The sequence below is a fragment of the Amycolatopsis sp. NPDC089917 genome (genome assembly GCF_040684635.1).
Classification (GTDB): Bacteria; Actinomycetota; Actinomycetes; order Mycobacteriales; family Pseudonocardiaceae; genus Amycolatopsis.
This window is the reverse complement of record NZ_JBFBGL010000036.1, coordinates 36409-62753: the sequence shown is the minus strand read 5'-3', so window position 1 is coordinate 62753 and position 26345 is coordinate 36409. Positions and strand designations below refer to the sequence as shown.

The window sequence follows — 26345 nt, the reverse complement described above, 5'->3', positions numbered from 1 at the left end:
TTCCACCAGCCCCATCCCACCCGGGATGAGCATGGTCGAGCCATCAGCGATGATCGGCCTGACATCGGCTGCCCTGAAACCTGTGAGCAGTCCACAGTGGTCTCCGGCCTCCTGCGTGAGCCGACGATGATGCAAGCGTCGTCGATCCCAGCTGTTATTCCTTGCCAGCGAAGTAGCAGCGGCAGTCCATGGTTTGCTGGTTCCGAACCGAAATCTGGAGGAAATCGATGAGAAAGTCCCTGCTCGCCCTGGCCACCCTGCCCATCGCCGGGCTAGCACTGACCACCTTGGGTGCGGGCACCGCTACCGCCGCCGACGACAGGAGTGCCGGGACGACGGTCCACGCGATGGCGAACTGCTCCCCGATCGGTCGTCTCAGTGATCGGGCCGAAGGAACCTGCTGGGACGTCGCGTTCCGCGTGGGTGTCCGGTGCGAGTCACGAGGGAACTGGCAGATCTTCTTCAGCGAGTGGACGCAGCCCGGTTACCACGCGACCGCGTACTGCCCGGCCACCTGGGTGGCGGTCAGCGCGGACTACGACCTGCCCGACTGAGCCGTAGGTGGCCTTCCGTCGACGAACGGCGGAAGGCCACGCTCGCGCGCCGGCGAGCAGTTCCTGGATCGCTTCCCTCGGAGCCTCCCGCCATCGACCCGGGTCGTTGAAGCGCCGCCATCCGCAGCTACTCATCGGCGCACCTCGAAAACCGCCAGACGATCATGAGCAAGTCGTGTGTCTACCGGGTCACCAAGTACAACCCAGCCGATCGCGACGACCGAGGCATATACCGAGAGAAGCCGTCGCCCGCTCGGGGCGAGAGTCATCGCCGTGGCGCCGGGAATGGCCGCGGAGATCGAGTTCTGCGCTCCGCACGCCGTCGTGCCCAGCCCCAGGATCGCGACGGTGGTCACCACACCCGCTGCGCGTCAGTTCATCGGTCCAGCGTGCAACCCACGCCCAGGCTGCCGCATCCGTGGAACTACTCAGCCGAGGACGGGCGGTGCCCCTCGCGCCAGGTGGAGCACGCGAGGCGCCGTCGCGGACTACCGCTGGCGCCCGCTCCAGGTTCACCGTGCTCGCCAGGTGCGTCGATCCTTAAGCTCAAGGTCTGCAGGTCGCCCAGAGCGCTGGCCCGGCGGTCACGTAGTGGTGAGTGGTACAGACCGTTGTCGGAGCGGATTTCGCTGAGGCGTCCGGAGATAAGCAGGGCGTTGATCGTGCACGGGAGCAGATACATCCGTCCGCCGCGGGGCTGGCTGAACCAAGGGATAGCGCGGCCGGTGAGGACGTCGATCGGCGGCGGTCCTCGCGACACTGGCAGTCGTGATCATGCTGATCGGCTCGTCGAACAACGGCGCGACCCTGACCACGGCCGCCCTCCTGGTCCTCGGTCCGCTGAGCCTTCTCCTCAGGCACAAACTCCGGGAAAGCGTGGCGCACGCTCACCTCGAGTGGCACCCGCCCCGTTCCTGATGGCGCGGTCCTCGTCGATGATCTGACACGGTTACGAATCCGGAGGCGATGCCTTCGTTGACCTCGGAAACCGGATTTCCTTATCAGCAAGTATCACGCTCACCCATGAGGAATTGACGTCGCCGCGGATCACTGACGATGACTTTTCGGCGACCTCGCCCCCTGTCCTTGCCTGCGTGCCTTGTATCGGGCATACACCGGGACCGCGAGGACGCACAGGACGATCAAGACCAGGATCACGATCCCCAGCACGTTCCCCGGCACCAGAGGCTTGATCACGAACATCACGATCAGTAACCAGCCCGCAATGGTGACAGCCTCGCCGATGAACGATCGCCACTTTCGATCGCTCGATGACTGCAGCAGCACACCACCGACGACCACCACAGCGCCCACCACGCCCAACCACCAGCGATCCCCCATGATCCCATCCCCCGGTTGTGCCGATGTACGGACATTCTCACCCAGGAGTACCCAGGCCACCGAGCAGCCACGCCTGGATTGTTCGTGCGCGGACAGCCTGCCGACAGTTCCAGGGAACCGACCCGCCCTCCAGCACGCCCCTGACCATCGATCGGCGCAGGGGCCCAAGAGACGGCGACCAGGTGCCGCTCCGCGTTGTTGGCAGGATGACCACGATGAAGCGGATGATGTCGTGGACCGGATCGGACTCCTGGCGGGCGGAGAGGTCGCGGCGTTCTTCGCGCAGCACGGTCCGGCGATCGACCGGTCCAGATGTCGACGCTACGAGCGCATGAGTGCGTGCTGCGTTCGTCCCTGCAGCCGACCACCACCGTCCCGGCCCCGGCACCTCGGCTTGCACGAGCGACGGCGGCTTCCTTTAAGGGGCCGGGACCAACTCCACCGCGGCCGCGGTCATCCCCATCCGGCTCGCCCGTCGGCTCCCCGTGATCAACGCGATTCTGGCGGCGAGGCGTCCACGCATGACGTGTTCTTTCGCTCGTTGTGCTTGCTGGGAGTCAGGCGGCGGTGTAGCCGCCGTCGGCGGCGACGACCGCGCCGGTGATGAAGCTGGAGCGGGGCGAGGCCAGGAAGCCGATCACCTCGGCGATCTCTTCGGGCTGTGCGACACGGCCCAGGGGGTGGGCGTCGCCGAACGAGCGCAGATACTCCCTGCTGTCGGACCGGAAGTTGTCGAGCATGTCGGTCTCGATCACCCCGGGCGCGACGACGTTCGCACGGATGCCGTGCGGACCGCCCTCCAGCGCGAGTACCTTGGTCAACTGCGCCAGCGCTCCCTTGGACGCGCTGTAGGCCGCGGCCTCGACCATCCCGACGGTGCAAGCGAACGACCCGACGGTGACGATCACGCCCCCGCCGTTTTCGCGCATAACCCGGAATACTTCCCGGGCGTGCAGGAAAGCCCCGCGGGCGTTGATCGACATCAGCTCGTCCCAGTCTGCCGCGGTGGTCTCGGTGATCGGCTTGTTCACGGATCGGCCGGCGTTGCCGACCAGGATGTCCACACTGCCGAACCGGTCGATCGCCGCCGCAACCGACCGCACCGCGGTGTCCTCTTGTGACACATCGCCGACCAGGGTGGACACGCCGGTGAACCGGGTGGCGAGATCGTTCACCTCCGGGCGGAGGTCCGTGGCCAGCACTCGCGCACCGTGCGCGTGCAACCAGGCGACTGTCGCCGCCCCGACCCCGCGGGCGGCGCCGGTGACCAGCGCGACCCTGCCCTCCAAGTTGCCAGAGGTGAGTGGCAGAGTCATCGCCGTACCCGCCCTCGGTGATCAGCGGCGGACCCGCGATACAGGACGAGATGCTCGTGGTAGAGCACGTCGTCGCAGATACCGCCCGTAGCAGTGAAGTCGGTGCCATCCACGTAGTCGAGGTGATTCCCGATCTCTGTGTAGCGACCCGTGTAGACGCCGCGCCGTACGCCTCGCGCCTCGTCGTAGCGCCCGCCGGCGCGCAGCTCCTGCCGTATACATCCGTCCACGGTGAACCACATGCTCACCACGTCGCTATCGCTCGTCATATCGACCAGCGTCGGCGACGGCGAAAAGCGATGGCAGGACGTGTGGTGGCTGGGTGTGCCACACCCACTCAGCCAGCGGCCAGCGACCTACCCCCGATGCCATGGCCAGTGGTGGGCTGTGCGCGTTCCGGTGAGCGCGCCGCCAAAGCCTGTCTCCGTTCCCGGACGGCCAGCGCGACCGACGCTGCGGCCAGCCCGCTCATGACCACGCGTTTGACGGCAGAGACCACACCGACGACGCCCGGTTGGACGAGTTCGTTCCGTGGCGGCAGATCTACGACAACCGATACCGCGGCGATCACTCGATGCGCAGGTGTTGTGTCCGCAGGCGGCAGCGCGTCGATGATCGGGATTTCTGGTCGGACTGGGGGCGACCGAAAATGCCCAGTGCGAGAGTGAAACCGTGGACGTCACTGGCCCTCTGCTCGAGAACACGAATCACGCCCAGCCGACCTCCGACCACACTCACCTTGTCCAGCCGTGGAAGCAAAGAACTCCGGACGTACTGAAGTCGCACCGCAGCGATTATGACGAAGAAGCAGAAAGGCTGCTACGCCAACAACCGGCCCCGCAGAGCACACCGGAGCAAACGGAGACCAGCCACTATCGACGCCAAGGCGAAATTGCCGCCGAAGGAGCAATATCCCTACAGGTCGGAAGTGATATTGATGCTGTGGGCCGGGTCGGGCTCGAACCGACGGCCAAGGGATTATGAGTCCCCTGCTCTAACCAACTGAGCTACCGGCCCCAAGGGTGTCCTGACACCTCCGAGGGAGCCGTCCTCAGCCCGAACAGCGGGTTTGCGAACGCACAGAAGTCCCAGTTCGCTCCAAGTTATCACAGCGCTCACCTGCCACGACCGCCTAGGCCGAACAGTTGGTTTCCGGCACGGAACAAAGGCCGCTCGTCTAGGTTGCAGAGACCAACACCGAGCGGCTCGCCGCCCGGGACACGCTGACCAACGGGACGGGCCTGGATCTCACGCCCGTCGGCAGGGAGGCGCTCGTGGCGAGTTCGATCGCCATCGGGCTCGGTCTCGTGGCCGCCCTCGGCGCCGCGTTGTCACTGAGGGCGAGCATCCGGGCACTGCGGCGGGCCGGCCTCCGGGTCGACACGATCCTCGCCGAAGAACTGGACGAACGGCCGCCACAGCTCCCGTAGACGCTTTCTAGTCCTCTTTGGACAGTCAGCCGCCCAGCCCCGAGCCGCCGCCCGGCGGGGTACTCGACATCCCCGTAGTAGCCGGCGAAGTCGGCGCCGGCGTCGTGGTAGTCGGCCGTGGCGGCGCGCTCGTCGGCATAGGCGAACTCGTCGCAGGCGGAGTCTGTGTCGTCGGCGGCGAAACCTGGCCGCCATAGGCCACGTAGCTGAACCAGATCGCCCCGCCCACCTTCGGCGTGGTCTGGTTGAACATCGCCCGCACCTGGAACGTGTTCGCGGTGTACGAACCCTGAACCGTGTTCAGCATGTACGCGTTGAACTGTCCGGGCGTGTTCGCCGACACGACCACTACCGCCGGGACGAGGCCGAGTGCGTGCTGCACGGTGCACATCCCGGCGCCGTCGGTCACACACGACGCCTCCGCGGCCTGCACGGTCGGCGCCGGCGACGGGCCGACGGCGCCGGACGTCCCGGCGAACACCGTGCCCCCGGCGGCCGCGACAGCCAGCCCTGCCACGACGAGCGCGGCCTTCTCCCTCGTTCTCATGTTCGGTCCTCCCTCTGTTCAGGCCCGATGGCCCGACAGCAGGGGTCGGCCGCTCCCGCGCGATCGTTACACCACTCCGAGCCGCCGCAGCGCCGGCCGCCACCGATTCCCGCCGGTCGCCAGCCCCAGCGCCACCAGGCCCGCGCAGTACTTGCTCACCGGCTGTTCCCGCAGCCGCAGTTTCGCCAGCGCCTCGGTGACGCTGTTGCGTTCGGACGCCGACTTCACCTCCATCAGCACCAGGTCGCTCCCGGCGGGGCGGCTCCGCGAACCCGAACGCCAGACCAGCGACGTGTCGCAGGTGATCCGGGCGTCGGCGGTGACGAGAGTGGTCCGCCGGTAGTCGGTGACCAGCGCGGGAGCCAGCGGCCGGGGCGCGGGGCGGCCGTAGGCGGCGGTCAGGGCGTCGTCGAGGAACGTCAGCGCGGGCTCGGTCAGGCCGTGCGCCGCTTCGGCCGGATGCGGGCGGCGGACCTTGACCGTCTCGTCGCGCCGCCCGCTGACCTTGAGCTCGCAGTACGTGTCGGCCGAGTCGGTGTAGGTCCGCGTGCGGATCTTGAACCGGCGCCGCCGATCCTGCCGGTGCGCCCGGAAGATCGCCAGGTCCGGCGTGTCGAAGTAGGTCGACGAGTAGCCGAACACCCGCTGTCCGTCGATTTCCAGGCAGCGCGGCGAGAGCGCCTCGGCGACGGCGAGGAAGTCGCCTGGCGACAGCACGTACTTGCGATCCGTCCGGCTCATCAGCCCGTTCGTGGCGACGACTTCGGCCAGTGAAAGCGCCGGGAGCCCTTTCGCCACCGCCGCGACGGTGGCCGTTCCGCGCCCGCTCACCGGTGTCCCGCCGGAGCGCCGTGGACGACCGGGGCGGCGTCCGGCCGGAACCGGACGTCGACGACGGTGACCTCGCGGACATAGTCCACTTCGGACACACTGTGCCGCACGACCGTTCCGCCGAGCCGCGCCCGCAGCTCCATCAGCATCGTCTCCTCGTCGGGGTACACGGTGTCGAGCACGACCGTCCGCCGCTGCGGGCCGCGCGTGCGCGAAGGGTGGTCGGCGACGTACATGACTCCGAGGAGCAGCACGTCGAAAGCGGTGACGATCCGCCAGTCCGCGGACGGCAGCCCGTTCACCAGCCCCAGGACCAGCGCGACGAAGTAGTACGCGACCTCCTGCTGGCTGATCGAATCGGACCGCAGGCGGATGATCGACAGCACGCCGAACAGGCCGAGCCCGAGGGCGCTCGCGGTCGACACGGACAGCAGCACGGCGACCGAAACGCAGACGCCGACGTTCAGCGCGAGGTACGCGCAGGCGAGGTCACCGCGGTGGTGGCGACGGGCGTAGATGCCGTAGGCGAGGACGACGGCGACGACGAGGTCGACGGCCAGATGAAGCAGTGTCGTGGTCATGGAAACCACTGTGCCGTAAGAAAAAGAGACCGTCGTGAGAGCCCGATGAGAGCCGTCTCATCAGGACTCGCCGAGCCGGTATCCCATCCCCCGCACGGTTTCGATCCGCTCCGCGCCGATCTTCCCTCGCAGGTAACGGATGTAGACGTCCACCACGTTCGAGCCGGGATCGAAGTCGAAGCCCCAGACCCCGCCGAGCAACTGCTCGCGGGACAGCACCTGACCGCGGTTGCGCAACAGGGTCTCCAGCAGCGCGAACTCGCGGGCGGTGAGGTCCTTCTCCTCCCCCGCCACCGAGACCTTCCGCGTGCGCAGGTCGAGCGAGAGCTCCCCGGCGCGGAGCACCGCGGGCTCGGAGTCGGGATTTCCCCGCAGCCGCAACCGGATCCGGGCCAGCAGCTCCTCGAACGCGAAGGGTTTGGCCAGGTAGTCGTCGGCGCCGCCGGACAGCCCCGCGACCCGGTCGACGACGCTGTCCCGCGCGGTCAGGATGATCACCGGCACCGTCCGGCCCGCCGCGCGCAGGGCACGCAGCAGATCCGACCCGTCGAGATCCGGGAGCCCGAGGTCGAGGACGACGAGGTCGTGCGCGCCGGTCAGCGCCTCGGTCAACCCTTCGGAGCCGGTCCGCACCCAGCGGGTCGCGAAACCCTGTGCCCGCAGGCCTTTCTCGACGAACGCGCCGATCCGGGCGGAATCCTCCACCACCAGCACACTGGTCACCGGCCCGCACCTCCCGCGACAGGGATCTCCATGGTGAACCGCGCGCCTTCGCCGGGCACGGTGTCGAGCAGGACACGGCCGCCGTGCGCCTCGGCGATCGCGGCGACGATCGCCAGGCCGAGCCCGGCGCCGTCGTCGCCGCTCGAGTTACTGCCGCGTTTGAACCGTTCGAAGATCCGGCTCCGCGAATCGGGCGGCACGCCTTCCCCGGTGTCCCGGACCCAGAGCCGCGCCGTCGCCGCGGTGACCTCCGAGCCGAGCGCGATCTCCTGCCCCGGCGAGGTGTGCCGGACGGCGTTGGAAACCAGTTGCAGCAAGGCTTGCGTGAGCCGCTGGCCGTCGGCACGGACGGTCGCCTCGGCGACGGCGTCCAGCCGCCAGACACGGTCGGCCAGCGGGCGGGACTTGGCGAGGGTCTCGACGGTGAGGTCGGCGAGATCGGTGTCGCCGGGAGCGAGGAAATCGGGGCTCCCGGACTTCGCGAGGACCAGCAGATCGTCCACGATCCGTTGCATCCGCCCGAGTTCGTCGAGGACCAGATGCCGGGTGGCCGCGTTCTCCTCGGGGTCCTCCCCCATCAGCTCGAGATGGCCGCGGACGATCGTGATCGGCGTGCGCAGCTCGTGTCCGGCGTCGTCGATGAAGTCACGTTGCCCGGAGAAGGCGCTTTCGAGCCTGTCGAGCATCGTGTTGAAGGTGCGGCCGAGCGCGGCGACGTCGTCCGAGCCGCGGACCTCGATGCGGCGGGAAAGGTCGGTCTCGCCGATCTGCTCGGCGGCGAGCCGCACCTCCCGCACCGGCGCGAGGATCCGGCCGGCGACCAGCCAGCCGATCAGCCCGGCCAGCACCAGCGCGGCGCCCGACATCGCGGCCATCACGCCGACGACGTCGTCGCTCTCGCCCGCGGCGTGGTCGACGAACTCGACGATCACCAGCGCGCCGCGGCCCGGCGAACCCTCGATGGTCACCGGGACGACGCCGTACCGCGCGGAGCCGACCGCGGTGGTGACCGTGCCGTACGCCGGGCTGGTGGCCCGGGAGAGCTCCGCGACGAACTTCGGATCGGTGTCGAGGCGGACCGGCGGTTCGATGGCGCTCCGCCTCGACGCGGCGCCGTCGATGATCGAGAAGAACGTCTCGTACTTCTCGGGCAGGTTCCGTTCCAGGTGACGGCCGAGGACGGCCTCGACGGTGACGGGCTGTCCGGCGGGCCGGGCGTCCGGCGACGCCAGGAAGGCCCGGAGTTTGCCGGTCTCGTGCGCGATCTCGTTGTCGAGCCGCTGGTCGAGCTGGTTGTGCAGGACGGTGCGGGTGGCCAGCAGCGATCCGGCGAGCGCGAGCAGGACGACCAGCAGGACCCAGGCGAGGATCCGGGCGCGGGCGCTCATCGGCCCGGCTCAGTCGTCGAGGTCGAAGTCGAAAAGGTCGTCGCCGTCATCGGGGTCATCATCGGGGTCGTCGTCGTGCCCGGCCAGCCGGGGCGGGACGACGGCGGGCGGGGCGCCCGCCTCCCCCGGCCCGGTGACGGCCTGTCCCGCCGGGGCGACGACGGCCGGACCGAGGTCGGGCGGCGAGTCGGCGGTGGCCGCGACGACGGCGAACATGCCGGTGGCCGCCACCACGACGGCGGCGACCCCGGCCAGGACGATAATTCGGACTCGCATGTCACCAGGCTGCCCGGCGCGGGTGAGCCGCCGATGAGGACTCGATGAGAACTTTCTCATCCGGCCTCCGAAGTCACTTGAAAGCGGCCGCGTTCCGGGCCGCCCACTCGGCGAAGGTCCGGCCCGGCCGTCCGAGCACCCGCTCGACGTCGGGACTGACCCGCTGTTCGTCCGCCGTCGGCCGGCCGAGGATGGCGAGCGTGGCCTCCACGACCGCCGGTGGCATGAACGCCGACATCGCCGCTCGCGCCTCGTCTTCGCCCAGGTCGGCGAACCGCACCGGCTCGCCCAGCACGTCACCGAAAGCCGCCGCCTGCCGGCGCGGTGAGATGGGCTCGGGCCCGGTCAGCACGTAGGTCCGGCCGTGGTGGCCGGGTTCCCGCAACACGGCCGCCGCGACGTCGGCGATGTCGGCCGGGTCGATGACGGGCAGCGCGACGTCGCCGAACGGCGCGGCGACGACGCGGTCTGCCTGGATCGCGGGCGCCCACTGGAAGGCGTTCGACGCGAAGCCTCCCGGGCGCAGCACTGTCCACTTCGGACTTGAAGCCTTGACCGCCTCCTCGAACGCCGGCGCGTGCCGTCCGGTCCCGACGCCCTGGGAGGACAACAACACGATCGCGGCTTCACCGGCCGCCGCGACGACTTCCGCGACGTCGCCGCCCGCCGCCATGAACTCTCCCGACGTCAGAAGGAAAACGCGGTCCGCACCGGCGAAGACCTCCTTCAGCCCCTCTGTCCGGGCGAGGTCGGCTTGGACGGTCCGCACGCCGCCGGATACGTCCGCCGGTGAGATCCGGCGCGACACCGCCGTCACCTCTTCCCCTTCGGCGGCAAGGGTTTCCACCAGCCGACGCCCTACGTTCCCGGTCGCTCCGGTCACCACGATCATGGTCGCTCCTCGATGCGTTCTTCGTTGACGCGACCGAAGCTACCTTCATGGAGATAGTAGGTACCTAGAGGAAAGTATTGGGAAAACCGGCCTTTCGTGATCGTGATCACAACTTCGGAGCCGTCTACGGCCGCTTAGGGTCGGGCCCATGCCCGAAACCGCACTCGGCCCGCTCCGTGTCCTCGATTTCTCGCGGGTGCTCGCCGGCCCGTTCGCCACCATGCTGCTGGCCGACCTCGGCGCGACGGTGATCAAGGTCGAGCGGCCGGGCACCGGCGACGACACCCGCAGCTGGGGTCCGCCCTACGACGCGGCGGGCCAGGCGACGTACTTCCAGTCGGTGAACCGGAACAAGACGAGCGTGGCGCTGGACCTCGCCGATCCCGACGACCTCGCCCGGGCCCGGGCGCTCGCGCTGGAGGCCGACGTCGTGGTCGAGAACTTCCGGCCCGGCGTGATGGACCGGCTCGGACTCGGCCCGGAGGCCCTGCGGGCGGCGAATCCCGGTCTCGTCTACTGCTCCGTCACGGGTTTCGGCTCCGGCGGCGGCGCCGCGCTGCCCGGCTACGACCTGCTCATCCAGGCCGTCGGCGGGCTGATGAGCATCACCGGCGACCCGGCGGGCGAGCCGCAGAAGGTCGGCGTCGCGCTCGTCGACGTGCTGGCCGGGCTGTTCGCGAGCGTCGGCATCCTCGCCGCCCTGCGCCACCGCGACCGGACCGGAGAAGGGCAGCGCGTCGAGATCGATCTGCTGTCCAGCCTGCTCGCCGCGCTGGTCAACCAGGGCAGCGCGTACACCTCGGGCGGGACGGTCCCGGCGCGGATGGGCAACCGCCACCCCAGCATCGCCCCGTACGAACTCGTCCCCTGCGCCGACCACGAACTCGCGCTCGCCGTCGGCAACGACCGGCAGTTCGCGGCGTTGTGCGAGGTCATCGGCCTGCCGGAGCTCGCGGGCGACACCCGGTTCGCGACCAATCCGGCGCGGGTCGAGCACCGTGCCGAACTCCGGGCGCTGCTCGAAGACCACTTCGGACGTCGCCGGGCGGCCGAGTGGGCGGCGGACCTGAGCGCGGCCGGGGTGCCCGCCGGGGAGGTCAACGACGTCGCGGGCGCGTTCGCCCTGGCCGACCGGCTCGGCCTGAACCCGACGGTCGACCTCCCCCGGCCCGACGGCACCTCCGTGCGGCTGACCCGCAACCCGATCGGCCTGTCCGCGACGCCGCCGCGCTACGAGACCGCGCCGCCGGACGACCCCGGGCAACTCACCCTCCCGTTGCCCGGCTGGAGCTGACGGGCGACCGTCAGCGGACTGTCAGCGCTTCGTCAACGCCGGCCGTGAAGCTCCTCCCATGACGAACAGGACAGTCCTCATCTCCGGCGCCAGCATCGCCGGCCCCGCCCTCGCCTTCTGGCTTTCCCGCCAGGGCTACGAGGTCACCGTCGTGGAACGGTCGCCGGAGCTCCGCACCGGTGGCCAGGCGGTCGACTTCAAGGGCGCCACCCACCGCACCGTGCTGGAGCGGATGGGCATCCTCGACGAGATCCACCGGCACCAGACCGGCGGGCTGGACCAGACCTTCATCGACGCCGAGGGCAGGCCGCTGGCCGTCATGCCCGGCGAGTTCACCGGCGGCGACGTCGAGATCCGGCGCGGCGACCTGGCCCGGATCATGTACGACCGGACCGCTCACGACTGCGAGTACGTCTTCGGCGACTCCATCACTTCGCTGACCGAAACCGCCGACGGCGTCGACGTCACCTTCGAGCGCGGAGCCCCGAGGCGGTTCGACCTCGTCTTCGGCGCCGACGGCATCCACTCCGCGGTGCGGCGGCTGGCGTTCGGCCCGGAAGCCGACTACGTGAAGCACCTCGGTCACTACTACGCCCTGGTCGAGACCGACGAGATCGGCGATTTCGGCGACACCCCGGTGCTGTACAACGAGCCCGGCCTGCTGACCGCCGCCGGTGGCTCGAAGGCGCCCGCGTTCTTCGTGTTCGCCTCCCCCGAGCTCGGTTACAACCGGTACGACACCGAGCAGCAGAAGGAGATCCTGGCCGCCGCGTACGCCGGCGGCGGCTGGCGGGTGCCCGAGTTGATGGAAGCGGTGAAGCGCTCGGACGACGTCTATCTGGACTCGATCAGCCGGGTCGCGATGGACGGTTACTCGACCGGTCGGGTCGCGCTTCTCGGTGACGCGGCGTACGGCAACACCCTGGGCGGGTTCGGCACCGGGCTGGCCGTCGTGGCCGCGTACGTCATCGCGGGCGAGCTCGCCGCCGCGAACGGCGATCACGAACTGGCCTTCCGGCGCTACGACGAGAAGTTCCGCGGCTACGCCAAGATCGCCCGCAGCGCCAACGCGGGCCCGTTCCTCGCGCCGCCGACGAAGCTGCGGATCAAGCTGCGGAACCAGATGTTCCGGCGGCCGCTCATGCTGCGCGGGATGCTGTGGGTGACCGACAAGTTCGCCACCGACATCACCCTGGACGACTACCCCTCACTCGCCCGTCAGGGCTGACCATCCGGCCTCGAGGTGCGTGATCCGCGTCGCCGTGGTCGGCTGGATCCGGTTTGCCGCGTGACGATTCCGGGGAAGCCGTGTCTTACGTGTTGTCACCGGCAGTAGGTGGCAGGAGGGAGCTTCGGCATGGCGGCACTGCACAGGTGCGCTCGATGACGACGTCGGCGAGAGAGAACGCACCGGCCGCCGGCGAAACGGTGCTGGACGACGCCACGCTGGTGGCGAGGGCACGCGACGGCGAGATCCGCGCGTACGAGCAGCTCGTCCTGCGGTTCCAGGGGCAGATGTACCGGCTGGCGCTGCGGATGCTGGGGAACAAGGGGGACGCCGAGGACGTCGTCCAGGAGGTGTTCCTCGGTGCTTGGCGGCGGCTCGACCAGTTGCAGGAGGACGCGGCCTTCGTCGGCTGGCTCTACCGGACGACGACCAACCGGTGCCTGAACGTGATCCGCGCCAGGAAACCGGTGGCCGACGTCGAGCTGGACCAGCGCGAGTCCGCGGGTTCGGCCGGGCGGCCGGATCGCGAGGCCGAGACGAACGCGCAGATGACGGCGCTCACCGGGGCGCTGGACCAGCTGACCGCTGAGCAACGGGCCTGCTGGCTGTTGCGCGAGGTCCACGGGCGCTCCTACGACGAGATCGCGCAGGCGATCGGGGCGACCCCCACCGCGGTGCGCGGACGCATCGCGCGAGCACGAGCACAGTTGGCGGAGGTGATGGCGCCATGGCGATGAACCACGCGACCCAGGACTACCTGCTGCCGTGCGGCCGTGATGTGGAACAGGTCTGGGAACGGCTCGACGAGGTCGGCGCCGGCCGGGCGGACGCGCACGAACTCGACTGCCCGCACTGCCGGGCGACCAGGGAGAGCCTCCTGGTGCTGCGCGGGCTGACCCAGGAACTGGCCGAAGACGACAGCGAGCCGTCGGCGGATCTCACGAGCCGGATCATGTCCGCCGTCCGCGCCGAAGTGCGGCGCCGGGATCTGGTGCCGCTGGCCAGCCCCGAACCGGGCGAGGTGTGGGTGAGCGATCAGGCGGTCGCGGCGGTGCTGCGGTTCGCCGCGGACTCGGTGACCGGCGTCCGCGCGAGGCGGTGCCGGGTCATCCGTTCGCCGGACATGAGCGACGGGCGGGCCGTCGACGTGGAACTGAGCGTCGCGATCGCGCATGATTTCGACAGTGACTCGCTGGACGTGGTCCGCGAGCGGGTCACGGCGGCGGCGGGCGCCAGGGTGGGACTCAGGCTGGCCCGGCTCGACCTGACGGTGGAGGACATCTATGACGCGTGAGCAGGCCCCGGCCAGACACCTGGTCGAGACGGTGATCTCACCGCCGGTGATCGCGGCGGTCGCCGCGCACGCCGCGGCGCGGGTCCCCGGCGTGGTACGCCTGGAACCCGGGCTGCGCGGGCTGGCCGGCTCGCTGACCCGGATCGCGCGGCAGCGGATCAAAGGCCTCGAACCCGCGCCGACCGAAGGGGTCCGCGCCTTCATCGAGCAGGATCCGCCCGACGTCCGGGTGGAGATCGACCTTTCGGTCTCCGGGCTGGACCAGGCCGCCGCGACGGCACAGGCGGTACAGCGCGCTGTGGGCAAGGCCGTGACCGAGGCGACCGGGCTCACCCCGTCGGCCGTCTCGGTGTCCATTTTGGACATCGAAATCCGTGGAGGACTGTTGTGACCGCACGTTCCGAACTGACCGCGTCGCTGCTGAGCACGCTCCGCGACGTACCGGGGCTGCGCGCGGCGACACCGTCCACCACGGCCGCCGCCTCGGCGGTGCCCTGGGACCTCGACGTGATGGCCGTCGACATCTCCGAGAACGTCGTGGAGATCCGCGTCGTCGCCTTGGAGGTGCCGATCCCGCCGCTGACGGAGGTCGCCGGGGCGGCCTTGCGCGCGGTGCTGACCGGAACCCCGTGGGAGGAGGCGAGTCTGCGGATCATGGTGACCGATGTGGACGCCGCCGCCTTGACCCCCTGAACCACGAAGATCGCGGTGGCCACGCCCGAAGGCATGGCCACCGCGATCACGTGCGGGGACCTAGTTCTTGTTGGTGCCCGGGGTCAGCACCTTGTCGATGACGAAGACGGTGGCGTTCTTGGTGGGGATGTTGCCGCACAGGATCTTCGCGCCGTTGACGGTCATGTTCTCGCCGGAACCCTCGATCTTGAGCGGGCCACCGGCGGTGTTCAGGCTCTCCAGGGACTTGGCGGACTCCAGGCCCTTGGCGTCGTAACGCTTGCCGACGACGTGGTACTGCAGGATCGGGGCCAGCTGGTCCGGCTTGCCCGCGAGCTCGTTGAACTTGGCGTCGCCCAGCGCCTGGAAGGCCGGGTCCGCCGGGGCGAACACGGTGATGGCCTGCTGGCTGTTGAGCGTGTCCACCAGGTTCGTGGCCTTGACCGCGGCGACCAGCTTGGTCAGCAGCGGGTTGGTCGAGGCGGCGCTGGCGACCGGCTGCGGGCCCATCGAGTCCAGCGAACCGGGCGCACTGCCCTGCGGCAGCTGCGAACAGGCCGGGCCGAACACGTCGGCGTTGGTGGTGACGCCGTCACCGGAGGCGGCGCTGGACATCGGGGCCGACATCGACGAGGACGGGGCGGGCGCGGAGGCGCTGTTGGAGCTGCCGGACGAAGCGCTGTCGTTGCTGCTGCAGGCGGTCAGGGCCAGCGCGGCGACCGCGGTGAAACCGATTCCTGCGACGCGAAGCTTGCTCACGGAAAATCACTCCATTTGTTTTTCGGACTCTTACCGGGCATTCGGAACTACCGCGAAATCGGATTGCCACTCTTTCGAGTGACGCCGATCACCGCGCGGTGAAGCTGATGACATGCCAGCCCGTCGCACCGTCCGGAACGGTTCCGGCACGGGCGTCGGTCTGGGTGTAACCGGATTTGTCCACGGCCCGGACGGTGACCTGATGGCTGCCCGCCGGAACGTCGAATTCGGTCCACCACATCCGCCAGGTGTTGATCCCCACCTCACGGGAAAGCGTTGCGGGCTGCCAATTCCCGCTTGCGCCGAGCCGGACTTCGACCCGCTCGACACCGGTGTGCTGCGCCCACGCGACGCCCGAGATCCGGACCTTGCCCGCGGGGACCGTTTCGAATCCTTTCGGACTGTCGATCCTGGACTGCGTTTTGATCGGGGCCTGTTCGCCCCAGCCGCGGTCGAGCCAGTAGGCGCGACGCGCTTTCCAGGTGGTGATCTCCAGATCTTTGACCCATTTCGTCGCCGAAACATAGCCGTAGAGCCCGGGGATCACCATTCGAGCGGGAAAACCGTGTTCGACCGGCAGCGGTTCCCCGTTCATCCCGATCGCCAGCATCGCTCCACGCTCCGGGTCGAGCGCGGCGACGACCGGGCTGCCGGCGGTCCAGCCGTCGACGCTGGTGGAGAAGATCTGCTCGGCGCCGGGGAGGACTTCGGCCTCCCGCAACAGATCCCCGAGGTCCACGCCGATGAAGTTCGCCGTGGACACGTAGGTCCCGCCGACCTCGTTGGACACGCACGTCATGGTGATCGTGCGCTCGATCAGCGGACGGTTGCGGATGTCGTCGTAACTGAACCTTTTTTCGTTGCGCACCATGCCGTGCAGCCGCAGGCTCCAGTCCTCGGCCCGGACCTGCGGCACCGACAACGCGGTGTCGACGCGGTAGAAGTCGCGGTTCGCGGTGAGGAACGTCGGCGTGCCCAGCTTGGCGAAATCCGCGTCGGCCGGGATCGGCGGCGCCGCTGTGGCGGGGACCAGCCGTCCGATGGCCTCCCTGGAAGACTCCGCGTCCCGCGTCCCGGCGAGCAGCTGACCGCCCGCGCCCGCCGCCCCGGCGGCCACGACGGCGCCCGCGCCCGCCAGCAGCACCGATCGGCGGGACGGCGCCGCGCCCTCTGCGCCCTCGACGCCCTCGACGGCCTGCGACCTGGCCGCGGCCAGTCGATGCAGCCAGAAGAAGACGCCGACCCCGGCGATCAGGCTGGCCAGCGGCGCCAGCAGCGCGACCGCGGCGAGGTCGGGACGCTGCGAGACGGCGAACCCGCCGACCAGCCCGAACGCGGCGATCAGCACGATCCCCGGAACGGGTGAACGGCGGGAGGCGATCCCGGCCGCCGCGGCGGCCAGCACCATCACCACGGCCATTCCGCCGAGCAGGACGAGTTTGTCGTAGACACCGAAAGTCCGGACCGCGAAATCCTTCAGTTCCACCGGGGTCAGGTCGATCGCGCCGTTGCCGACCGCCAGGTACGGCGAGGCGTTGACGCTGATGAGCCCGGCCACCAGGTGACCGGCCGCCAGAGCGGCGGCGAGGGCGACGACACCGATCAGCGCCGCCCCGAACAGCGGGAGACGTGGCCCCTGACCGGATCGCGAAGTCTTCATGCCAGGTATTCGCGGCCACCCGGCGATCAGACTGGTTTACTTTCGCCGCAAGGGAAATCGCCGTTTTCGGCAGACGCCTTCGCCAGGTATTCGCGACGGGAGGCCTCGCGGACAGGTAACGAAACGGACACGGCGCCGTTCGGTCCGGGTGGTCGTGATCGAGCCGGTCCGGCAGCCGGGGGATTCAGAGGACTCACTGTGCCGTGTCGCGAAAGCCACTTTCAGGACGTCCAGTGTCCTGAAAGTGGCTTTCGCGACGCTCGACGCCGCCGGACTCGCCGGGCCGGGCGCTCGTGATGCGAAAGCCACTCTCGCAACCTGCGCCGCGCCGATCAAAGCCACCCCGACCCCGTTCAGCGGTAGACGACGTGACGGATCCAGCAGGTAACAAACACCGGTCCGCCGGAACCCGAATCGCCACTCACGACCACCCGGACCGACCACCCACCCGAGTTGCCCCGCTCACCCCGGCTTGCATGGTCATACACTCTTATGCATATACTTCCATCATGTCCAAGGTACTCACCTCTCTGCCTGTCGGCGAACGCGTCGGGATCGCCTTCTCCGGCGGCCTCGACACCTCGGTAGCGGTCGCGTGGATGCGCGAGAAGGGTGCAGTGCCGTGCACCTACACCGCTGACATCGGCCAGTACGACGAACCCGACATCGAGTCGGTCCCGGGCCGGGCGAAGGCTTACGGCGCCGAGATCGCGCGGGCCGTCGACTGCAAGGCCGCGCTGGTCGAGGAAGGGCTCGCGGCGCTGGCCTGCGGCGCCTTCCACATCCGCAACGGCGGTCGCACCTACTTCAACACCACCCCGCTCGGCCGCGCGGTCACCGGCACGCTGCTGGTGCGCGCGATGCTGGAGGACGACGTCCAGATCTGGGGCGACGGCTCCACCTTCAAGGGCAACGACATCGAGCGGTTCTACCGCTACGGCCTGCTCGCGAACCCGTCCCTGCGGATCTACAAGCCGTGGCTGGACGCCGAGTTCGTCAGCGAGCTCGGCGGACGCAAGGAGATGTCCGAGTGGCTGCAGGCGCACGACCTGCCCTACCGGGACAGCACCGAGAAGGCCTACTCCACCGACGCGAACATCTGGGGCGCGACGCACGAGGCCAAGTCGCTCGAACACCTCGACACCGGCATCGAGATCGTCAACCCGATCATGGGCGTCCGGTTCTGGGACCCCGAGGTCGAGATCGCGCCGGAAGACGTCACGATCGGCTTCGAGCAGGGCCGCCCGGTGACGATCAACGGCAAGGAGTTCGCCACCGCGGTCGACCTGGTCCTGGAGGCCAACGCCATCGGCGGGCGGCACGGGCTCGGCATGTCCGACCAGATCGAGAACCGGATCATCGAGGCCAAGAGCCGCGGCATCTACGAGGCGCCGGGCATGGCACTGCTGCACGCGGCGTACGAGCGGCTCGTCAACGCGATCCACAACGAGGACACCCTCGCCAGCTACCACAACGAGGGCCGCCGCCTCGGCAGGCTCATGTACGAGGGCCGCTGGCTGGACCCGCAGGCGATGATGCTGCGCGAGTCGCTGCAGCGGTGGGTCGGCGCGGCCGTCACCGGCGAGGTCACGCTGCGGCTGCGGCGCGGCGAGGACTACTCGATCATCGACACCAGCGGCCCGTTCTTCAGCTACCACCCGGACAAGCTGTCGATGGAGCGCACCGAGGACTCCGCGTTCGGCCCGGTGGACCGGATCGGCCAGCTCACCATGCGCAACCTCGACATCGCCGACTCGCGCGCCAAGCTCGAGCAGTACGCCGGGCTCGGCATGGTCGGCGGCGGGCACCCGACGCTGATCGGCGCCGCGCAGGCCGCGTCGACCGGGCTGATCGGGGCGATGGACGCGGGCGGCGCGCAGGTGATCGCCTCCCGCGGCAAGGCCTCGGGCGACGACGAACTGCTCGACCACGCCGCGATCGAATACGGCACGGACTGAATCACCACGGACTGACCCGAACCAGCGGGACGCGAAAGCGCCGGGCGCGCGGCATCGAAGCCGTTCGCCCGGCGCTGTTTCTTTTCCCCTGCCAGGTCACTTGCCGCCGAGCTTCGACCGCCGCTCCGAGAGCTCGTCGACCAACCGGGTGATTTCGACCTGCCCGATCGCTTCGGCCATGACGGAAACCGACGCGATGCTCTCGATCCGATACTGGACCGGTACTCCGCCCGAGGCTCGCGACCGCGCTTCCGCGTCGGCCTTCTTCTCCGCCTCGACCGACGAGAAGACGCCACCGGCGCCGCTGTTGACACAACTGATCGAGCCCGCGCTGTTCAGCGACAGGGTCGCCGTGTTCCGGCAACTGCCCGCCGGGCGGCCGCCGATGGTCACGTTCGCGGTCATCGTGGCGTTGACCTGGCCGGTGACCTTCCCGCCGCTGTTCGCCGACGCGGTGTTCGACACGTTCGCGGTCACCGTGCAGCCCGCGGAGCCGCACGAGACCGTGGCCGCGCCGTCCAGGTCGAACCGCACGCCGGTGTCGACGGCGCCGGACAGCTTCTTGGTGTTCGACATCAGGTCTTCGTAGACGGCGACGGTCTCTTCCGGCGACAGAGCGTCCACATCGGACTCGCCGAGGCCCTCGCCCGATGGCAGCGGCGGCCGCGAGCCCGCGTCGGGGATCGTCGGCACCCTCGGGACGGACGGCATCCCGCCGGGCATCCTCACGGAGAAGCGGAGGAGCCGATGCGGCGCTTCCTTCGAGACGTACAGGTCACCGGCGGGGGTGCTCGCCTTGAGCGCCGGGACGTCCCGGACGGTCTCGTCCTGGTCCTCGGGGATGTCCTCCGCCCGCTCCAGTGCCTCACGCAGGCGGGCGGCGAGTCTCTCCGGGGACTCGAACTGCCGCAAGGCCGGTCCGAACAGCGCTTCCTCGCCGGTGATCCAGCGGTCCTTGAGATCCGAGGCCGCGGACGAATCCGGTCGCGCCCCGGGCAGCAGGCCGTCGGGTGCCTTGAAGTAGACCTTGCCGCCGACGGACAGGATCTCGATCTTCATGCCCCGGAAGGTCATCGTGCCGGACGTCTCGCCGTACGCGGTGGTCTTGACCTCCGTCGTGATCATCCCGCCGGCCGCGGAAGTGCTGTTCCGCACGGCGGGCGCCGAGGAAAGCCCGGCGAGCGCCTGCTCGAAGGGTCCGCGGCCCGCTTTCGACGGCCACAGCAACCAGGTCGTCAATCCGGCGACGAGCACCAGCACGAGTCCGGCGATACCGCCGAAGAGCAGCCACCGGGGTTTCCTGGCCGGCGGCGCCGGTACCGGTTGCGGGACCCAGCCCTGCGGCGGCGGCCACTGCGCGCCTCCGGGTGGGAATGCTTGCTCCACGTCGCCCTCCATCGCTGAATCCACCAGAGAGGCATGACGCTAGGGAGGGATGATGAAAGTTTGATGAAACGCGATCAGGTGAAGCGGTAGGGCGCGGGAGCCGGGGTGCTCAGCGCGTACCGGACGGCTTCGGCGCGGGAATGGAAGCCCGCCTTCGCGAACAGGTTGTTGATGTGGGTCTTGACGGTGGCTTCGCTGATCACGAGCCGCTCGGCGATCTCCGGGTTCCGCAGGCCTTCGCCGATCAGCCCGAGGATCTCCTTCTCCCGTGAGGTGAACCCGAACCGGTCCCCCTCCTCCACCGCCCGCGACCGGCGCGACGCGAGGGTGAGGAGCCTCCGCTGGACCTCCGGGGCGAGGACGACCTGGCCGTCGGCGGCGGTGCGCACCGCCTGCTCGATCTTCGCCCGGTCGGCTTCCTTCGTCAGGTAGCCGCTCGCGCCGGCTTCGAGCGCGGCGAGGATCGACTCGTCGTCGTCGAGGCTGGTCAGGACCACCACCTGGACCCCGGGCGCCGCGGCCTTGATCCGGCCGGTCGCTTCGACGCCGTTCAGCACCGGCATGTGGAGGTCCATCAGCACGACGTCCGGCGTGTGCCGGGTGACCGCGGCGACGGCCTCCTCGCCGTTGGTGGCCGTCGCGACGACCGTGATGCCGTCGGCGATATCGAGCATCACCGCGAGGGCCTCCCGCACGGAGGCCTGATCGTCGACGACCACGAGCGACACGGTCACCTGGGTACCTCCGGTTCAGCGGCGGGTCATCCTGGCCTGCAGATCGTCGAGGAACGGCGAGGTGGTGTGCGCCTTGCCGTCCTCCCCCTTCTTCCAGACGATACGGCTGTCGGTGCGCACCGCCCTGACGAGCACCACGATTCCCTCGACGAGCATCCCGGCGCCGATGGTCAGCATGACGCTGTTACCGCCGGAGGCGACCCCGGTGATGAGGCCCAGCAGCAGGTTCGCGCCGACCTTGGCGGCGACGTTCAGGGCCCACAGCGCGATCGTGAGCCAGGTGTAGCGCATGTGCGCGACGCCGTCCTGCTGGTAGATCCGAATGCTCGCGCCCCGCAGGACTCCGAAAAGGACACTCACGGCGAGCGTGCCGACCAGGAACACCACCGCGGTCGCGGAGTGCGTGCTTTCGTCCACAGTGGACAAGCCGATCACGGCAAGGATCGCGGGCAGCAGCAGCATCCGCTTGGCTTCGGCCACGTCCCCGGCCATCCGGCGGATCAGGATGTATCCGACCACGGCGACGATCAGGACGATTTCGACAGGAGTGCTCATCGTTTCCCCCTCGGGCAGGTTTTCGAAGACACTCCGACGCTAAGCCGGTGAGCGCGCGCCGTCGTGCGGCCGCGGCCGTATCTTCGGGTGGAGAACCCTCTCCACCCTCAGGAGCCCCGATGACCGGAAACGCGGCGGTGCTCCGCCGCGCACGGCTCGCCGAAAGGCTGATCCGGCCCGCCCTGATCACGGCGGCGATCGTCGCGACCGGGGTCGGGATCTCCACCCAGCAGGTCCATGCCCGGCCGATGACCACGACGCTCTTCGTCCTGGTCACGCTCTTCGCCTTGGCGTCGTTCCTGCCGTGGGACCGGATCCCGCGGCGGACGCAGCTCCTGCTCGCGAGCGGGTACGCGGTGTGCGCGGCCGTGTTCCTCCCGCTGGCCCCGCAGACCTTCGCGCCGATGTTCGCCTACCTCGCCGCGGCGGTCGCCGGGATCAAACTCGCCTCGCGCAAGCTGGCGATCGCGGTGGCCGTCCTCGACGCCGTCTGCTGCGCGGTGGCGGTCGCCGTGGTCGGCGCGGTGACGCCGAACGCGGACGTGTGGCCGTGGTGGCTCGCGCTTTCGACGGGCCTGCCGGTGCTGCTCGGCATCGCGCGCCGCGACCGGCAGGACGCGCTCTTCAACGCCGAACGCGCCGCGGCCGAAGCCCGGCGCGCGGCCGCGTCCGAGTCGCGGGAGGCCGCGTTGCTGGAGCGGACGCGGATCGCGCGGGAACTGCACGACGTCCTCGGGCATTCGCTGACCGGGATCGCCCTGCAACTCGACATGGCCGACGCGCTCGGCACGAAGGGCCGGGACGCGGAGGCGGGCGACGCGGTACGCCGCGCGCGGTCGCTGGCGGTGGACGGTATCGGGCGGATGCGGCAGGCGGTGCACGAACTGCGCGAGGACGCCTCCCCGCTGGAGGAAACGCTGGCCGCGTTGTGTGCGAACGAGACGGTGCCCTTCGCGGTGGAAGGCACTCCGGGCCCGCTCGGCGGCGGCGTCGCCCACACCCTCGTCCGCGCGGCGCAGGAGGCGCTGACGAACGCGGCCAAATACGCCCCCGGCGCCGTCCGAGCGGTGAAACTCGGCTTCTCCCCGGAAACGGTCACGCTCGTCGTCACGAACGGTCCCGCCGGCGAGCGACCGAAGCCGGACAGCGGCGGCGGGATGGGGCTGGTCGGGATGCGGGAACGCGCCGACGCGCTGGGCGGGTCGGCGAAGGCGGGACCGGCTCCGGACGGTGGCTGGACGGTCGAGGTCCGGCTGCCCCGGACGGGCTGAGACCCCGGCCGCGCCGGGCGGACGCGGCCGGGGAGTCTCGTCAGCCCTTGCGCGCGAACGAGATCCGGTGCAGGCCACCGGGTCGTTCGTCGGCCAGGTAGAGCTCACCTTTCTGGTCGGTGCCGAGCGTGGTGGCGTCGAGCGGGAACTCGCCGATCCGGGCGCTTTCGTAGGTGCCGTCGGCCTTCTTGCGGACGGCCCAGGCCGTTCCCTGGCAGAAGTCGGTGGCGAGGTAGGTACCGCCCGCCAGCGAGGCGTACTTCTTGCCGCGGTAGACGTGCCCGCCGATCACCGCGCAGCCCTCCGCGCCGGAGATGTAGTGGAAGACAGGCTCGGTGTAGGTCACGCCGTCCTCGCAGCGCGTCTGGTCGAACACGACCGGCCCCTCCTTGCAGGACCAGCCGAAGTTCGCGCCGCCCTTGCCCTTGGCGAGATGGTCGACCTCCTCGAACCGGCCCTGGCCGACGTCGCCGATCCACAGCGAGCCGTCGGCCGGGTCGAACGAGAACCGCCACGGGTTGCGCAGCCCGTACGCCCAGATCTCCGGACGCGCGCCCGCGACGCCGGCGAACGGGTTGCCCGCCGGGACGCAGTACCGCAACGAGCCGCACGCGCGGTTGACGTCGACGCGCAGGATCTTGCCGAGCAGCGTGTCGAGGCGCTGCCCGCTGGCCAGCGGGTCGCCCCCGCCGCCACCGTCGCCGATCCCCCAGTACAGGTAGCCGTCCGGGCCGAACGCCAGCTGGCCGCCGTTGTGGTTGGGATACTCGGAATGCGGCTGGGTGATCAGCTCGGTGAGCTCACCGGTGTCCAGCCGGACCCGCGACAGCGTCACCGCGCTGTCGGACTTGCGGGTGTAGGCGACGTAGACCCGCCTGTCCTTGGCGATCGCGAGCCCGAGCAGCCCGCGTTCGACGTCCGCGCCGTTCACCTTGGCGCTGATGTCCAGCACCGGTTTGGCGGCGAGCCCGGTCTTGGGGTGGTAGGCCCGGACGACGCCGCGTTTCTCGACGACGAGGATCCGGCCGCTGCCGTCGTTGAGCGCCGTGATCGCGGTGGGATTGACCAGCCCGGACGCGACCTGGGTCGCCGTGGCGGTCAGCTCGCCGAGCGGAACACCCCGTCCTTCCTGGGGTTCCGCGCTGCTCGCTGTCGGAAGCAGCGCTCCCGCCAGGGCGAGCCCGGCCACCAGGGACAACCCCCGGCGGAGGTGCCGTCGCGTCATGGGGACTCCAATCACCGTTGAATGGTCTGGTCCAATTCAGCCAGCCCAATTCAACAGCGGGCGGAGCAGTGGCGGTACCTCCATCCGCGAGCTTTTCGTCGGTTTCTTACCGTCGAGATCCCGTCGCCTACCCATCCGAGAGCCTTCGCTCGACGTTCACTCTTATTTCGGCGCATTTCGGACATGAGGCATACCCCGGAGTAGCCACATGTAGGACCTCTGTATGCTCCGCTCTCGCTCGATGGGATTACTCATCCCTCATGTGGGCGAGCCGTTGCGGTCGGGGCCTGTGGTCGCACGCGGCACTGGCATTCGTGGTCCGTATTCGGATGGGAGACACATGCACGGCAGGTCAGTTCTGGTTCGCGGCGGGATCGCGGTTGCCACCGCGGCCGTCGCACTGACGATGGCCGCTCCGGCCGCCCTCGCCGAAGACGGCGCGGCGCGGGGCCGGGTCGTCGAGAAGGCCGGCGAGCGGGGCTACAGCGTCAACTTCGGGGACCCCAAGCACTACGTCCCGGAGCTGTTCGAGCTGAAGCTGTCCGACGGCAGCAAGCTCAAGATGTACTGCGTCCAGATCGAGGTCGACATGCGCACCGATCAGGACATGATCGAGCGCCCGTGGAACAAGTACCCGGACGCCTCGTCGCCGTTCAACAAGAACAGCGCGAAGATCAACTGGGTGCTGCACCACGGCTACCCGTCTGTCGGCCTGAAGGCCATCGAAGGCACGCTCGGCAAGAGCGGAGCCAAGCTCAACGGCGGACTGTCCGCCGGTGAAGCCGTCACCGCGACACAGGCCGCCGTCTGGCACTTCAGCGACGGCAAGGACTTCGACCGCGAGAAGCCGCTGATGGACGGGGACGCGGGGGCGTCGGCCGACGTGCTGGCCCTCTACGACTACCTCGTCGGCAAGGAGAACGTCGGCATCGGCCAGCAGCCGAAGCCGACCCTGGACATCGCGCCGGCCAAGGCCTCGGGTGCGACCGGCGGCAAGATCGGCCCGTTCAGCGTGGCCACCAGCGGTGACGTCACCGAGCTGACCAGCAAGCTGCCCGAGGGCGTCAAGGTCGTCGACGCCGACGGCAAGGAGATCAAGGCCTCCGCCATCAAGGACGGCACGAAGGTCTTCGTCGACGTTCCCAAGGACACCAAGGACGGCGAGGGCTCGTTCTCGCTGAAGGTGAGCGGCCACCTCGACACCGGCCGCCTGTTCGTGGGCGAGAACTACGCCAAGGTCCCCGCCCAGTCGCTGATCGTCGCGGACTCCGAGAAGACCTCGGTCTCCGCGAACGCGACCGCGACCTGGAAGCAGGGTGGCGCGCCCGTCACCGAGACCCCGGCCCCCACCACTCCCGGCGGCGCCGAGTCGGGTGGCGGCAACGAGCTGGCCAACACCGGCGCCTCCGCCACCATGCCGCTGGTCATCGGCGGCGCGCTCCTCGGCGCGGGTGTGCTGATGGTGCTGCTGGTGCGTCGTCGCCGTAGCGAGGCGTAAGAAAGAACCGCACACGAAGCGGGGCCGGTCCATTGTGGACCGGCCCCGTTTTCGTGCGCCGGGGACCGAGAAGGTAAAGGCGAGTGACGTGACGGGGTCTGCTCCAGGGCGGTGAGCGCCTCGGATCTTCCGCCAGAACGACACTGACCACTCACGACCCGCTGGAGCCGGCCGGCGTTCACCGGTCGAAATGCGTGCCCGGCGTGTGCCCGAAGGCGCGCCGGAAGACGTCGATGAACGCGCTGGTGGACGCCCAGCCGCAGGCGTGCGCGACAGCGGTCACCGGGGTGTTCTCGGCCAGGAGCGCCAAAGCGCGGTAGAGGCGCAACTGCGTACGCCATTGCGGGAACGTCATGCCGAGGTCGGCCTTGAAGAGCCGCGTCAGAGTGCGATCGCTCGCCCCGACCCGCGCGCCGAGCGCGGCCAGCGTCCGGTTGTCGGCCGGATCGGCGCTCAGGATCTCGCACAGGGCACGAAGCCGCGGGTCTGCCGGCGTCGGCAGGTGCAAGGCCTGCTGCGGCGAGGCACGAAGCTGATCGAGCAGGACCGCGCGCAGCCGCCGGCGTTCCGGACTGTCGGCGTGCGGCGGATCGGTGTAGGCGCGGATCAGCTCGCGCAGGAGCGGGCCGACGGCCAGCACGCTCGGTTCGTTCAGCCGCAACGGGTTCACGGCGGCGGGCAGGCCGACCAGACGGAGTTCGAGGTCGCCGTGCGCCTGATGGGCGTGCACGGTCCCGGCGGGCACCCAGATGGCCCTGGTGGCGGGCGCGACCCAGGAGCCCTTGTCGGTGGTGATCGCCAGGACTCCACTGGCCGCGTAGACGACCTGGTGGTCATCGTGGCGGTGCGCGTCGATCGTCGTGCCGGACGCCAGGGAACGGACCTGGGTCGGCGCCTCGGGCATGTGGCGGATTTCCGTCATCGTCTGTCAT

Annotated in this window: 29 protein-coding genes and 1 tRNA gene; 12 read left to right on the top strand and 18 right to left on the bottom strand. The window is 69.6% G+C overall.

Features of this window, described 5'->3' with window-relative positions; all coding sequences use genetic code 11:
* The first annotated feature begins 227 nt into the window (after positions 1 to 227).
* Together AB0N89_RS25290 and AB0N89_RS25285 are read left to right on the top strand one after the other, a co-directional pair.
* On the top strand, positions 228 to 554 hold the full coding sequence (locus AB0N89_RS25290) for a hypothetical protein (RefSeq protein WP_364208587.1): 327 nt from the start codon (positions 228 to 230) through the stop codon (positions 552 to 554).
* Positions 555 to 1322: 768 nt separating this feature from the next.
* Entirely contained in the window at positions 1323 to 1472 is a 150-nt protein-coding gene (locus tag AB0N89_RS25285; RefSeq protein ID WP_364208584.1) for a hypothetical protein, read from the top strand.
* Between the two features lie 129 nt (positions 1473 to 1601).
* On the opposite strand, the gene AB0N89_RS25280 is transcribed toward AB0N89_RS25285, so the two are convergent.
* From AB0N89_RS25280 to AB0N89_RS25265, 4 genes are all read right to left on the bottom strand, one after another.
* Positions 1602 to 1895, bottom strand: a complete 294-nt coding sequence (locus AB0N89_RS25280) for a hypothetical protein (RefSeq protein WP_364208581.1) — start codon at positions 1893 to 1895, stop codon at positions 1602 to 1604.
* Positions 1896 to 2452: 557 nt separating this feature from the next.
* On the bottom strand, positions 2453 to 3211 hold the full coding sequence (locus AB0N89_RS25275; RefSeq protein WP_364208578.1) for an SDR family oxidoreductase: 759 nt from the start codon (positions 3209 to 3211) through the stop codon (positions 2453 to 2455).
* Positions 3208 to 3480 (bottom strand): Atu4866 domain-containing protein, encoded by a 273-nt coding sequence (locus AB0N89_RS25270; RefSeq protein ID WP_364208575.1) that lies wholly within the window; start codon positions 3478 to 3480, stop codon positions 3208 to 3210. Before AB0N89_RS25270 ends, AB0N89_RS25275 begins: the two co-directional genes overlap by 4 nt.
* 674 nt (positions 3481 to 4154) lie before the next feature.
* A tRNA-Ile gene (locus tag AB0N89_RS25265) sits at positions 4155 to 4228 on the bottom strand.
* A gap of 257 nt (positions 4229 to 4485) precedes the next feature.
* On the opposite strand from AB0N89_RS25265, the gene AB0N89_RS25260 reads away from it, so the two are divergent.
* Entirely contained in the window at positions 4486 to 4641 is a 156-nt protein-coding gene (locus AB0N89_RS25260) for a hypothetical protein (RefSeq protein ID WP_364208573.1), read from the top strand.
* A 25-nt stretch (positions 4642 to 4666) separates the two neighbouring features.
* On the opposite strand, the gene AB0N89_RS25255 is transcribed toward AB0N89_RS25260, so the two are convergent.
* The 7 genes from AB0N89_RS25255 to AB0N89_RS25225 form a co-directional block, all read right to left on the bottom strand.
* Entirely contained in the window at positions 4667 to 5188 is a 522-nt protein-coding gene (locus AB0N89_RS25255) for a hypothetical protein (protein WP_364208570.1), read from the bottom strand.
* Positions 5189 to 5254: 66 nt separating this feature from the next.
* Positions 5255 to 5986, bottom strand: a complete 732-nt coding sequence (locus tag AB0N89_RS25250) for a polyphosphate polymerase domain-containing protein (RefSeq protein ID WP_364208567.1) — start codon at positions 5984 to 5986, stop codon at positions 5255 to 5257.
* 29 nt (positions 5987 to 6015) lie between these two features.
* Complete coding sequence (locus tag AB0N89_RS25245; protein ID WP_364208564.1) at positions 6016 to 6600, bottom strand: DUF4956 domain-containing protein; 585 nt, start codon at positions 6598 to 6600, stop codon at positions 6016 to 6018.
* Between the two features lie 60 nt (positions 6601 to 6660).
* Positions 6661 to 7323, bottom strand: a complete 663-nt coding sequence (locus AB0N89_RS25240) for a response regulator transcription factor (protein WP_364208561.1) — start codon at positions 7321 to 7323, stop codon at positions 6661 to 6663.
* A complete protein-coding gene (locus AB0N89_RS25235) occupies positions 7320 to 8711 on the bottom strand; it encodes a HAMP domain-containing sensor histidine kinase (protein ID WP_364208558.1) in 1392 nt (463 codons plus the stop codon). The genes AB0N89_RS25240 and AB0N89_RS25235 overlap by 4 nt, the downstream gene beginning before the upstream one ends.
* A 9-nt stretch (positions 8712 to 8720) precedes the next feature.
* Positions 8721 to 8987, bottom strand: coding sequence for a hypothetical protein (locus tag AB0N89_RS25230; RefSeq protein ID WP_364208555.1), 267 nt, complete (start codon positions 8985 to 8987; stop codon positions 8721 to 8723).
* Between the two features lie 73 nt (positions 8988 to 9060).
* Complete coding sequence (locus AB0N89_RS25225; protein WP_364208552.1) at positions 9061 to 9879, bottom strand: NAD(P)H-binding protein; 819 nt, start codon at positions 9877 to 9879, stop codon at positions 9061 to 9063.
* 148 nt (positions 9880 to 10027) lie between these two features.
* On the opposite strand from AB0N89_RS25225, the gene AB0N89_RS25220 reads away from it, so the two are divergent.
* From AB0N89_RS25220 to AB0N89_RS25195, 6 genes are all read left to right on the top strand, one after another.
* On the top strand, positions 10028 to 11173 hold the full coding sequence (locus AB0N89_RS25220; protein WP_364208550.1) for a CoA transferase: 1146 nt from the start codon (positions 10028 to 10030) through the stop codon (positions 11171 to 11173).
* Between the two features lie 58 nt (positions 11174 to 11231).
* Positions 11232 to 12401: an FAD-dependent monooxygenase gene (locus tag AB0N89_RS25215; RefSeq protein WP_364208548.1), complete on the top strand. Its 1170-nt coding sequence runs from the start codon at positions 11232 to 11234 to the stop codon at positions 12399 to 12401.
* A gap of 155 nt (positions 12402 to 12556) precedes the next feature.
* Positions 12557 to 13138: a sigma-70 family RNA polymerase sigma factor gene (locus AB0N89_RS25210; protein WP_364208545.1), complete on the top strand. Its 582-nt coding sequence runs from the start codon at positions 12557 to 12559 to the stop codon at positions 13136 to 13138.
* Positions 13129 to 13695: an Asp23/Gls24 family envelope stress response protein gene (locus tag AB0N89_RS25205; RefSeq protein ID WP_364208542.1), complete on the top strand. Its 567-nt coding sequence runs from the start codon at positions 13129 to 13131 to the stop codon at positions 13693 to 13695. The genes AB0N89_RS25210 and AB0N89_RS25205 overlap by 10 nt, the downstream gene beginning before the upstream one ends.
* On the top strand, positions 13685 to 14086 hold the full coding sequence (locus AB0N89_RS25200) for an Asp23/Gls24 family envelope stress response protein (RefSeq protein WP_364208539.1): 402 nt from the start codon (positions 13685 to 13687) through the stop codon (positions 14084 to 14086). The genes AB0N89_RS25205 and AB0N89_RS25200 overlap by 11 nt, the downstream gene beginning before the upstream one ends.
* Positions 14083 to 14388, top strand: coding sequence for a hypothetical protein (locus AB0N89_RS25195; protein WP_364208536.1), 306 nt, complete (start codon positions 14083 to 14085; stop codon positions 14386 to 14388). The genes AB0N89_RS25200 and AB0N89_RS25195 overlap by 4 nt, the downstream gene beginning before the upstream one ends.
* 60 nt (positions 14389 to 14448) lie before the next feature.
* On the opposite strand, the gene AB0N89_RS25190 is transcribed toward AB0N89_RS25195, so the two are convergent.
* Together AB0N89_RS25190 and AB0N89_RS25185 are read right to left on the bottom strand one after the other, a co-directional pair.
* The gene (locus tag AB0N89_RS25190) at positions 14449 to 15126 is read right to left on the bottom strand and encodes a fasciclin domain-containing protein (protein ID WP_364208534.1); all 678 of its coding nucleotides are present in this window, start codon (positions 15124 to 15126) and stop codon (positions 14449 to 14451) included.
* 88 nt (positions 15127 to 15214) lie between these two features.
* Complete coding sequence (locus tag AB0N89_RS25185) at positions 15215 to 16786, bottom strand: molybdopterin-dependent oxidoreductase (RefSeq protein ID WP_364208531.1); 1572 nt, start codon at positions 16784 to 16786, stop codon at positions 15215 to 15217.
* A gap of 509 nt (positions 16787 to 17295) precedes the next feature.
* Between AB0N89_RS25185 and argG the strand changes: the two genes are divergently transcribed.
* The gene (gene argG / locus AB0N89_RS25180; protein ID WP_364208528.1) at positions 17296 to 18744 is read left to right on the top strand and encodes an argininosuccinate synthase; all 1449 of its coding nucleotides are present in this window, start codon (positions 17296 to 17298) and stop codon (positions 18742 to 18744) included.
* 96 nt (positions 18745 to 18840) lie between these two features.
* On the opposite strand, the gene AB0N89_RS25175 is transcribed toward argG, so the two are convergent.
* The 3 genes from AB0N89_RS25175 to AB0N89_RS25165 all read right to left on the bottom strand — a co-directional run bounded on the left by AB0N89_RS25175 (position 18841) and on the right by AB0N89_RS25165 (position 21419).
* Entirely contained in the window at positions 18841 to 20130 is a 1290-nt protein-coding gene (locus tag AB0N89_RS25175) for an SON protein (RefSeq protein ID WP_364208525.1), read from the bottom strand.
* A gap of 74 nt (positions 20131 to 20204) precedes the next feature.
* Entirely contained in the window at positions 20205 to 20864 is a 660-nt protein-coding gene (locus AB0N89_RS25170; RefSeq protein WP_364208522.1) for a response regulator transcription factor, read from the bottom strand.
* 15 nt (positions 20865 to 20879) lie between these two features.
* Positions 20880 to 21419 carry a DUF1453 domain-containing protein gene (locus AB0N89_RS25165; protein ID WP_364208519.1) on the bottom strand — a complete coding sequence of 180 codons (540 nt, stop codon included), beginning with the start codon at positions 21417 to 21419 and terminating at the stop codon, positions 20880 to 20882.
* A 119-nt stretch (positions 21420 to 21538) separates the two neighbouring features.
* Between AB0N89_RS25165 and AB0N89_RS25160 the strand changes: the two genes are divergently transcribed.
* Entirely contained in the window at positions 21539 to 22690 is a 1152-nt protein-coding gene (locus AB0N89_RS25160; protein ID WP_364208517.1) for a histidine kinase, read from the top strand.
* A gap of 40 nt (positions 22691 to 22730) precedes the next feature.
* Here AB0N89_RS25160 and AB0N89_RS25155 read toward each other — a convergent pair whose 3' ends face one another.
* Positions 22731 to 23915 (bottom strand): PQQ-dependent sugar dehydrogenase, encoded by a 1185-nt coding sequence (locus AB0N89_RS25155; RefSeq protein ID WP_364208514.1) that lies wholly within the window; start codon positions 23913 to 23915, stop codon positions 22731 to 22733.
* Positions 23916 to 24255: 340 nt separating this feature from the next.
* On the opposite strand from AB0N89_RS25155, the gene AB0N89_RS25150 reads away from it, so the two are divergent.
* On the top strand, positions 24256 to 25413 hold the full coding sequence (locus AB0N89_RS25150; protein WP_364208511.1) for a thioester domain-containing protein: 1158 nt from the start codon (positions 24256 to 24258) through the stop codon (positions 25411 to 25413).
* A gap of 178 nt (positions 25414 to 25591) precedes the next feature.
* Here AB0N89_RS25150 and AB0N89_RS25145 read toward each other — a convergent pair whose 3' ends face one another.
* The gene (locus AB0N89_RS25145; RefSeq protein WP_364208508.1) at positions 25592 to 26335 is read right to left on the bottom strand and encodes a helix-turn-helix transcriptional regulator; all 744 of its coding nucleotides are present in this window, start codon (positions 26333 to 26335) and stop codon (positions 25592 to 25594) included.
* Positions 26336 to 26345: the final 10 nt, after the last annotated feature.

Coding starts and splice junctions, on each gene's coding strand:
- AB0N89_RS25165 (WP_364208519.1), bottom strand. CDS start 21,419: ATGAGCACTCCTGTCGAAATCGTCCTGATCGTCGCCGTGGTCGGATAC.
- AB0N89_RS25220 (WP_364208550.1), top strand. CDS start 10,028: ATGCCCGAAACCGCACTCGGCCCGCTCCGTGTCCTCGATTTCTCGCGG.
- argG (WP_364208528.1), top strand. CDS start 17,296: ATGTCCAAGGTACTCACCTCTCTGCCTGTCGGCGAACGCGTCGGGATC.
- AB0N89_RS25255 (WP_364208570.1), bottom strand. CDS start 5,188: ATGAGAACGAGGGAGAAGGCCGCGCTCGTCGTGGCAGGGCTGGCTGTC.
- AB0N89_RS25290 (WP_364208587.1), top strand. CDS start 228: ATGAGAAAGTCCCTGCTCGCCCTGGCCACCCTGCCCATCGCCGGGCTA.
- AB0N89_RS25225 (WP_364208552.1), bottom strand. CDS start 9,879: ATGATCGTGGTGACCGGAGCGACCGGGAACGTAGGGCGTCGGCTGGTG.
- AB0N89_RS25155 (WP_364208514.1), bottom strand. CDS start 23,915: ATGACGCGACGGCACCTCCGCCGGGGGTTGTCCCTGGTGGCCGGGCTC.
- AB0N89_RS25150 (WP_364208511.1), top strand. CDS start 24,256: ATGCACGGCAGGTCAGTTCTGGTTCGCGGCGGGATCGCGGTTGCCACC.
- AB0N89_RS25215 (WP_364208548.1), top strand. CDS start 11,232: ATGACGAACAGGACAGTCCTCATCTCCGGCGCCAGCATCGCCGGCCCC.
- AB0N89_RS25145 (WP_364208508.1), bottom strand. CDS start 26,335: ATGACGGAAATCCGCCACATGCCCGAGGCGCCGACCCAGGTCCGTTCC.
- AB0N89_RS25160 (WP_364208517.1), top strand. CDS start 21,539: ATGACCGGAAACGCGGCGGTGCTCCGCCGCGCACGGCTCGCCGAAAGG.
- AB0N89_RS25230 (WP_364208555.1), bottom strand. CDS start 8,987: ATGCGAGTCCGAATTATCGTCCTGGCCGGGGTCGCCGCCGTCGTGGTG.
- AB0N89_RS25210 (WP_364208545.1), top strand. CDS start 12,557: ATGACGACGTCGGCGAGAGAGAACGCACCGGCCGCCGGCGAAACGGTG.
- AB0N89_RS25275 (WP_364208578.1), bottom strand. CDS start 3,211: ATGACTCTGCCACTCACCTCTGGCAACTTGGAGGGCAGGGTCGCGCTG.
- AB0N89_RS25245 (WP_364208564.1), bottom strand. CDS start 6,600: ATGACCACGACACTGCTTCATCTGGCCGTCGACCTCGTCGTCGCCGTC.
- AB0N89_RS25280 (WP_364208581.1), bottom strand. CDS start 1,895: ATGGGGGATCGCTGGTGGTTGGGCGTGGTGGGCGCTGTGGTGGTCGTC.
- AB0N89_RS25185 (WP_364208531.1), bottom strand. CDS start 16,786: ATGAAGACTTCGCGATCCGGTCAGGGGCCACGTCTCCCGCTGTTCGGG.
- AB0N89_RS25200 (WP_364208539.1), top strand. CDS start 13,685: ATGACGCGTGAGCAGGCCCCGGCCAGACACCTGGTCGAGACGGTGATC.
- AB0N89_RS25235 (WP_364208558.1), bottom strand. CDS start 8,711: ATGAGCGCCCGCGCCCGGATCCTCGCCTGGGTCCTGCTGGTCGTCCTG.
- AB0N89_RS25205 (WP_364208542.1), top strand. CDS start 13,129: ATGGCGATGAACCACGCGACCCAGGACTACCTGCTGCCGTGCGGCCGT.
- AB0N89_RS25270 (WP_364208575.1), bottom strand. CDS start 3,480: ATGACGAGCGATAGCGACGTGGTGAGCATGTGGTTCACCGTGGACGGA.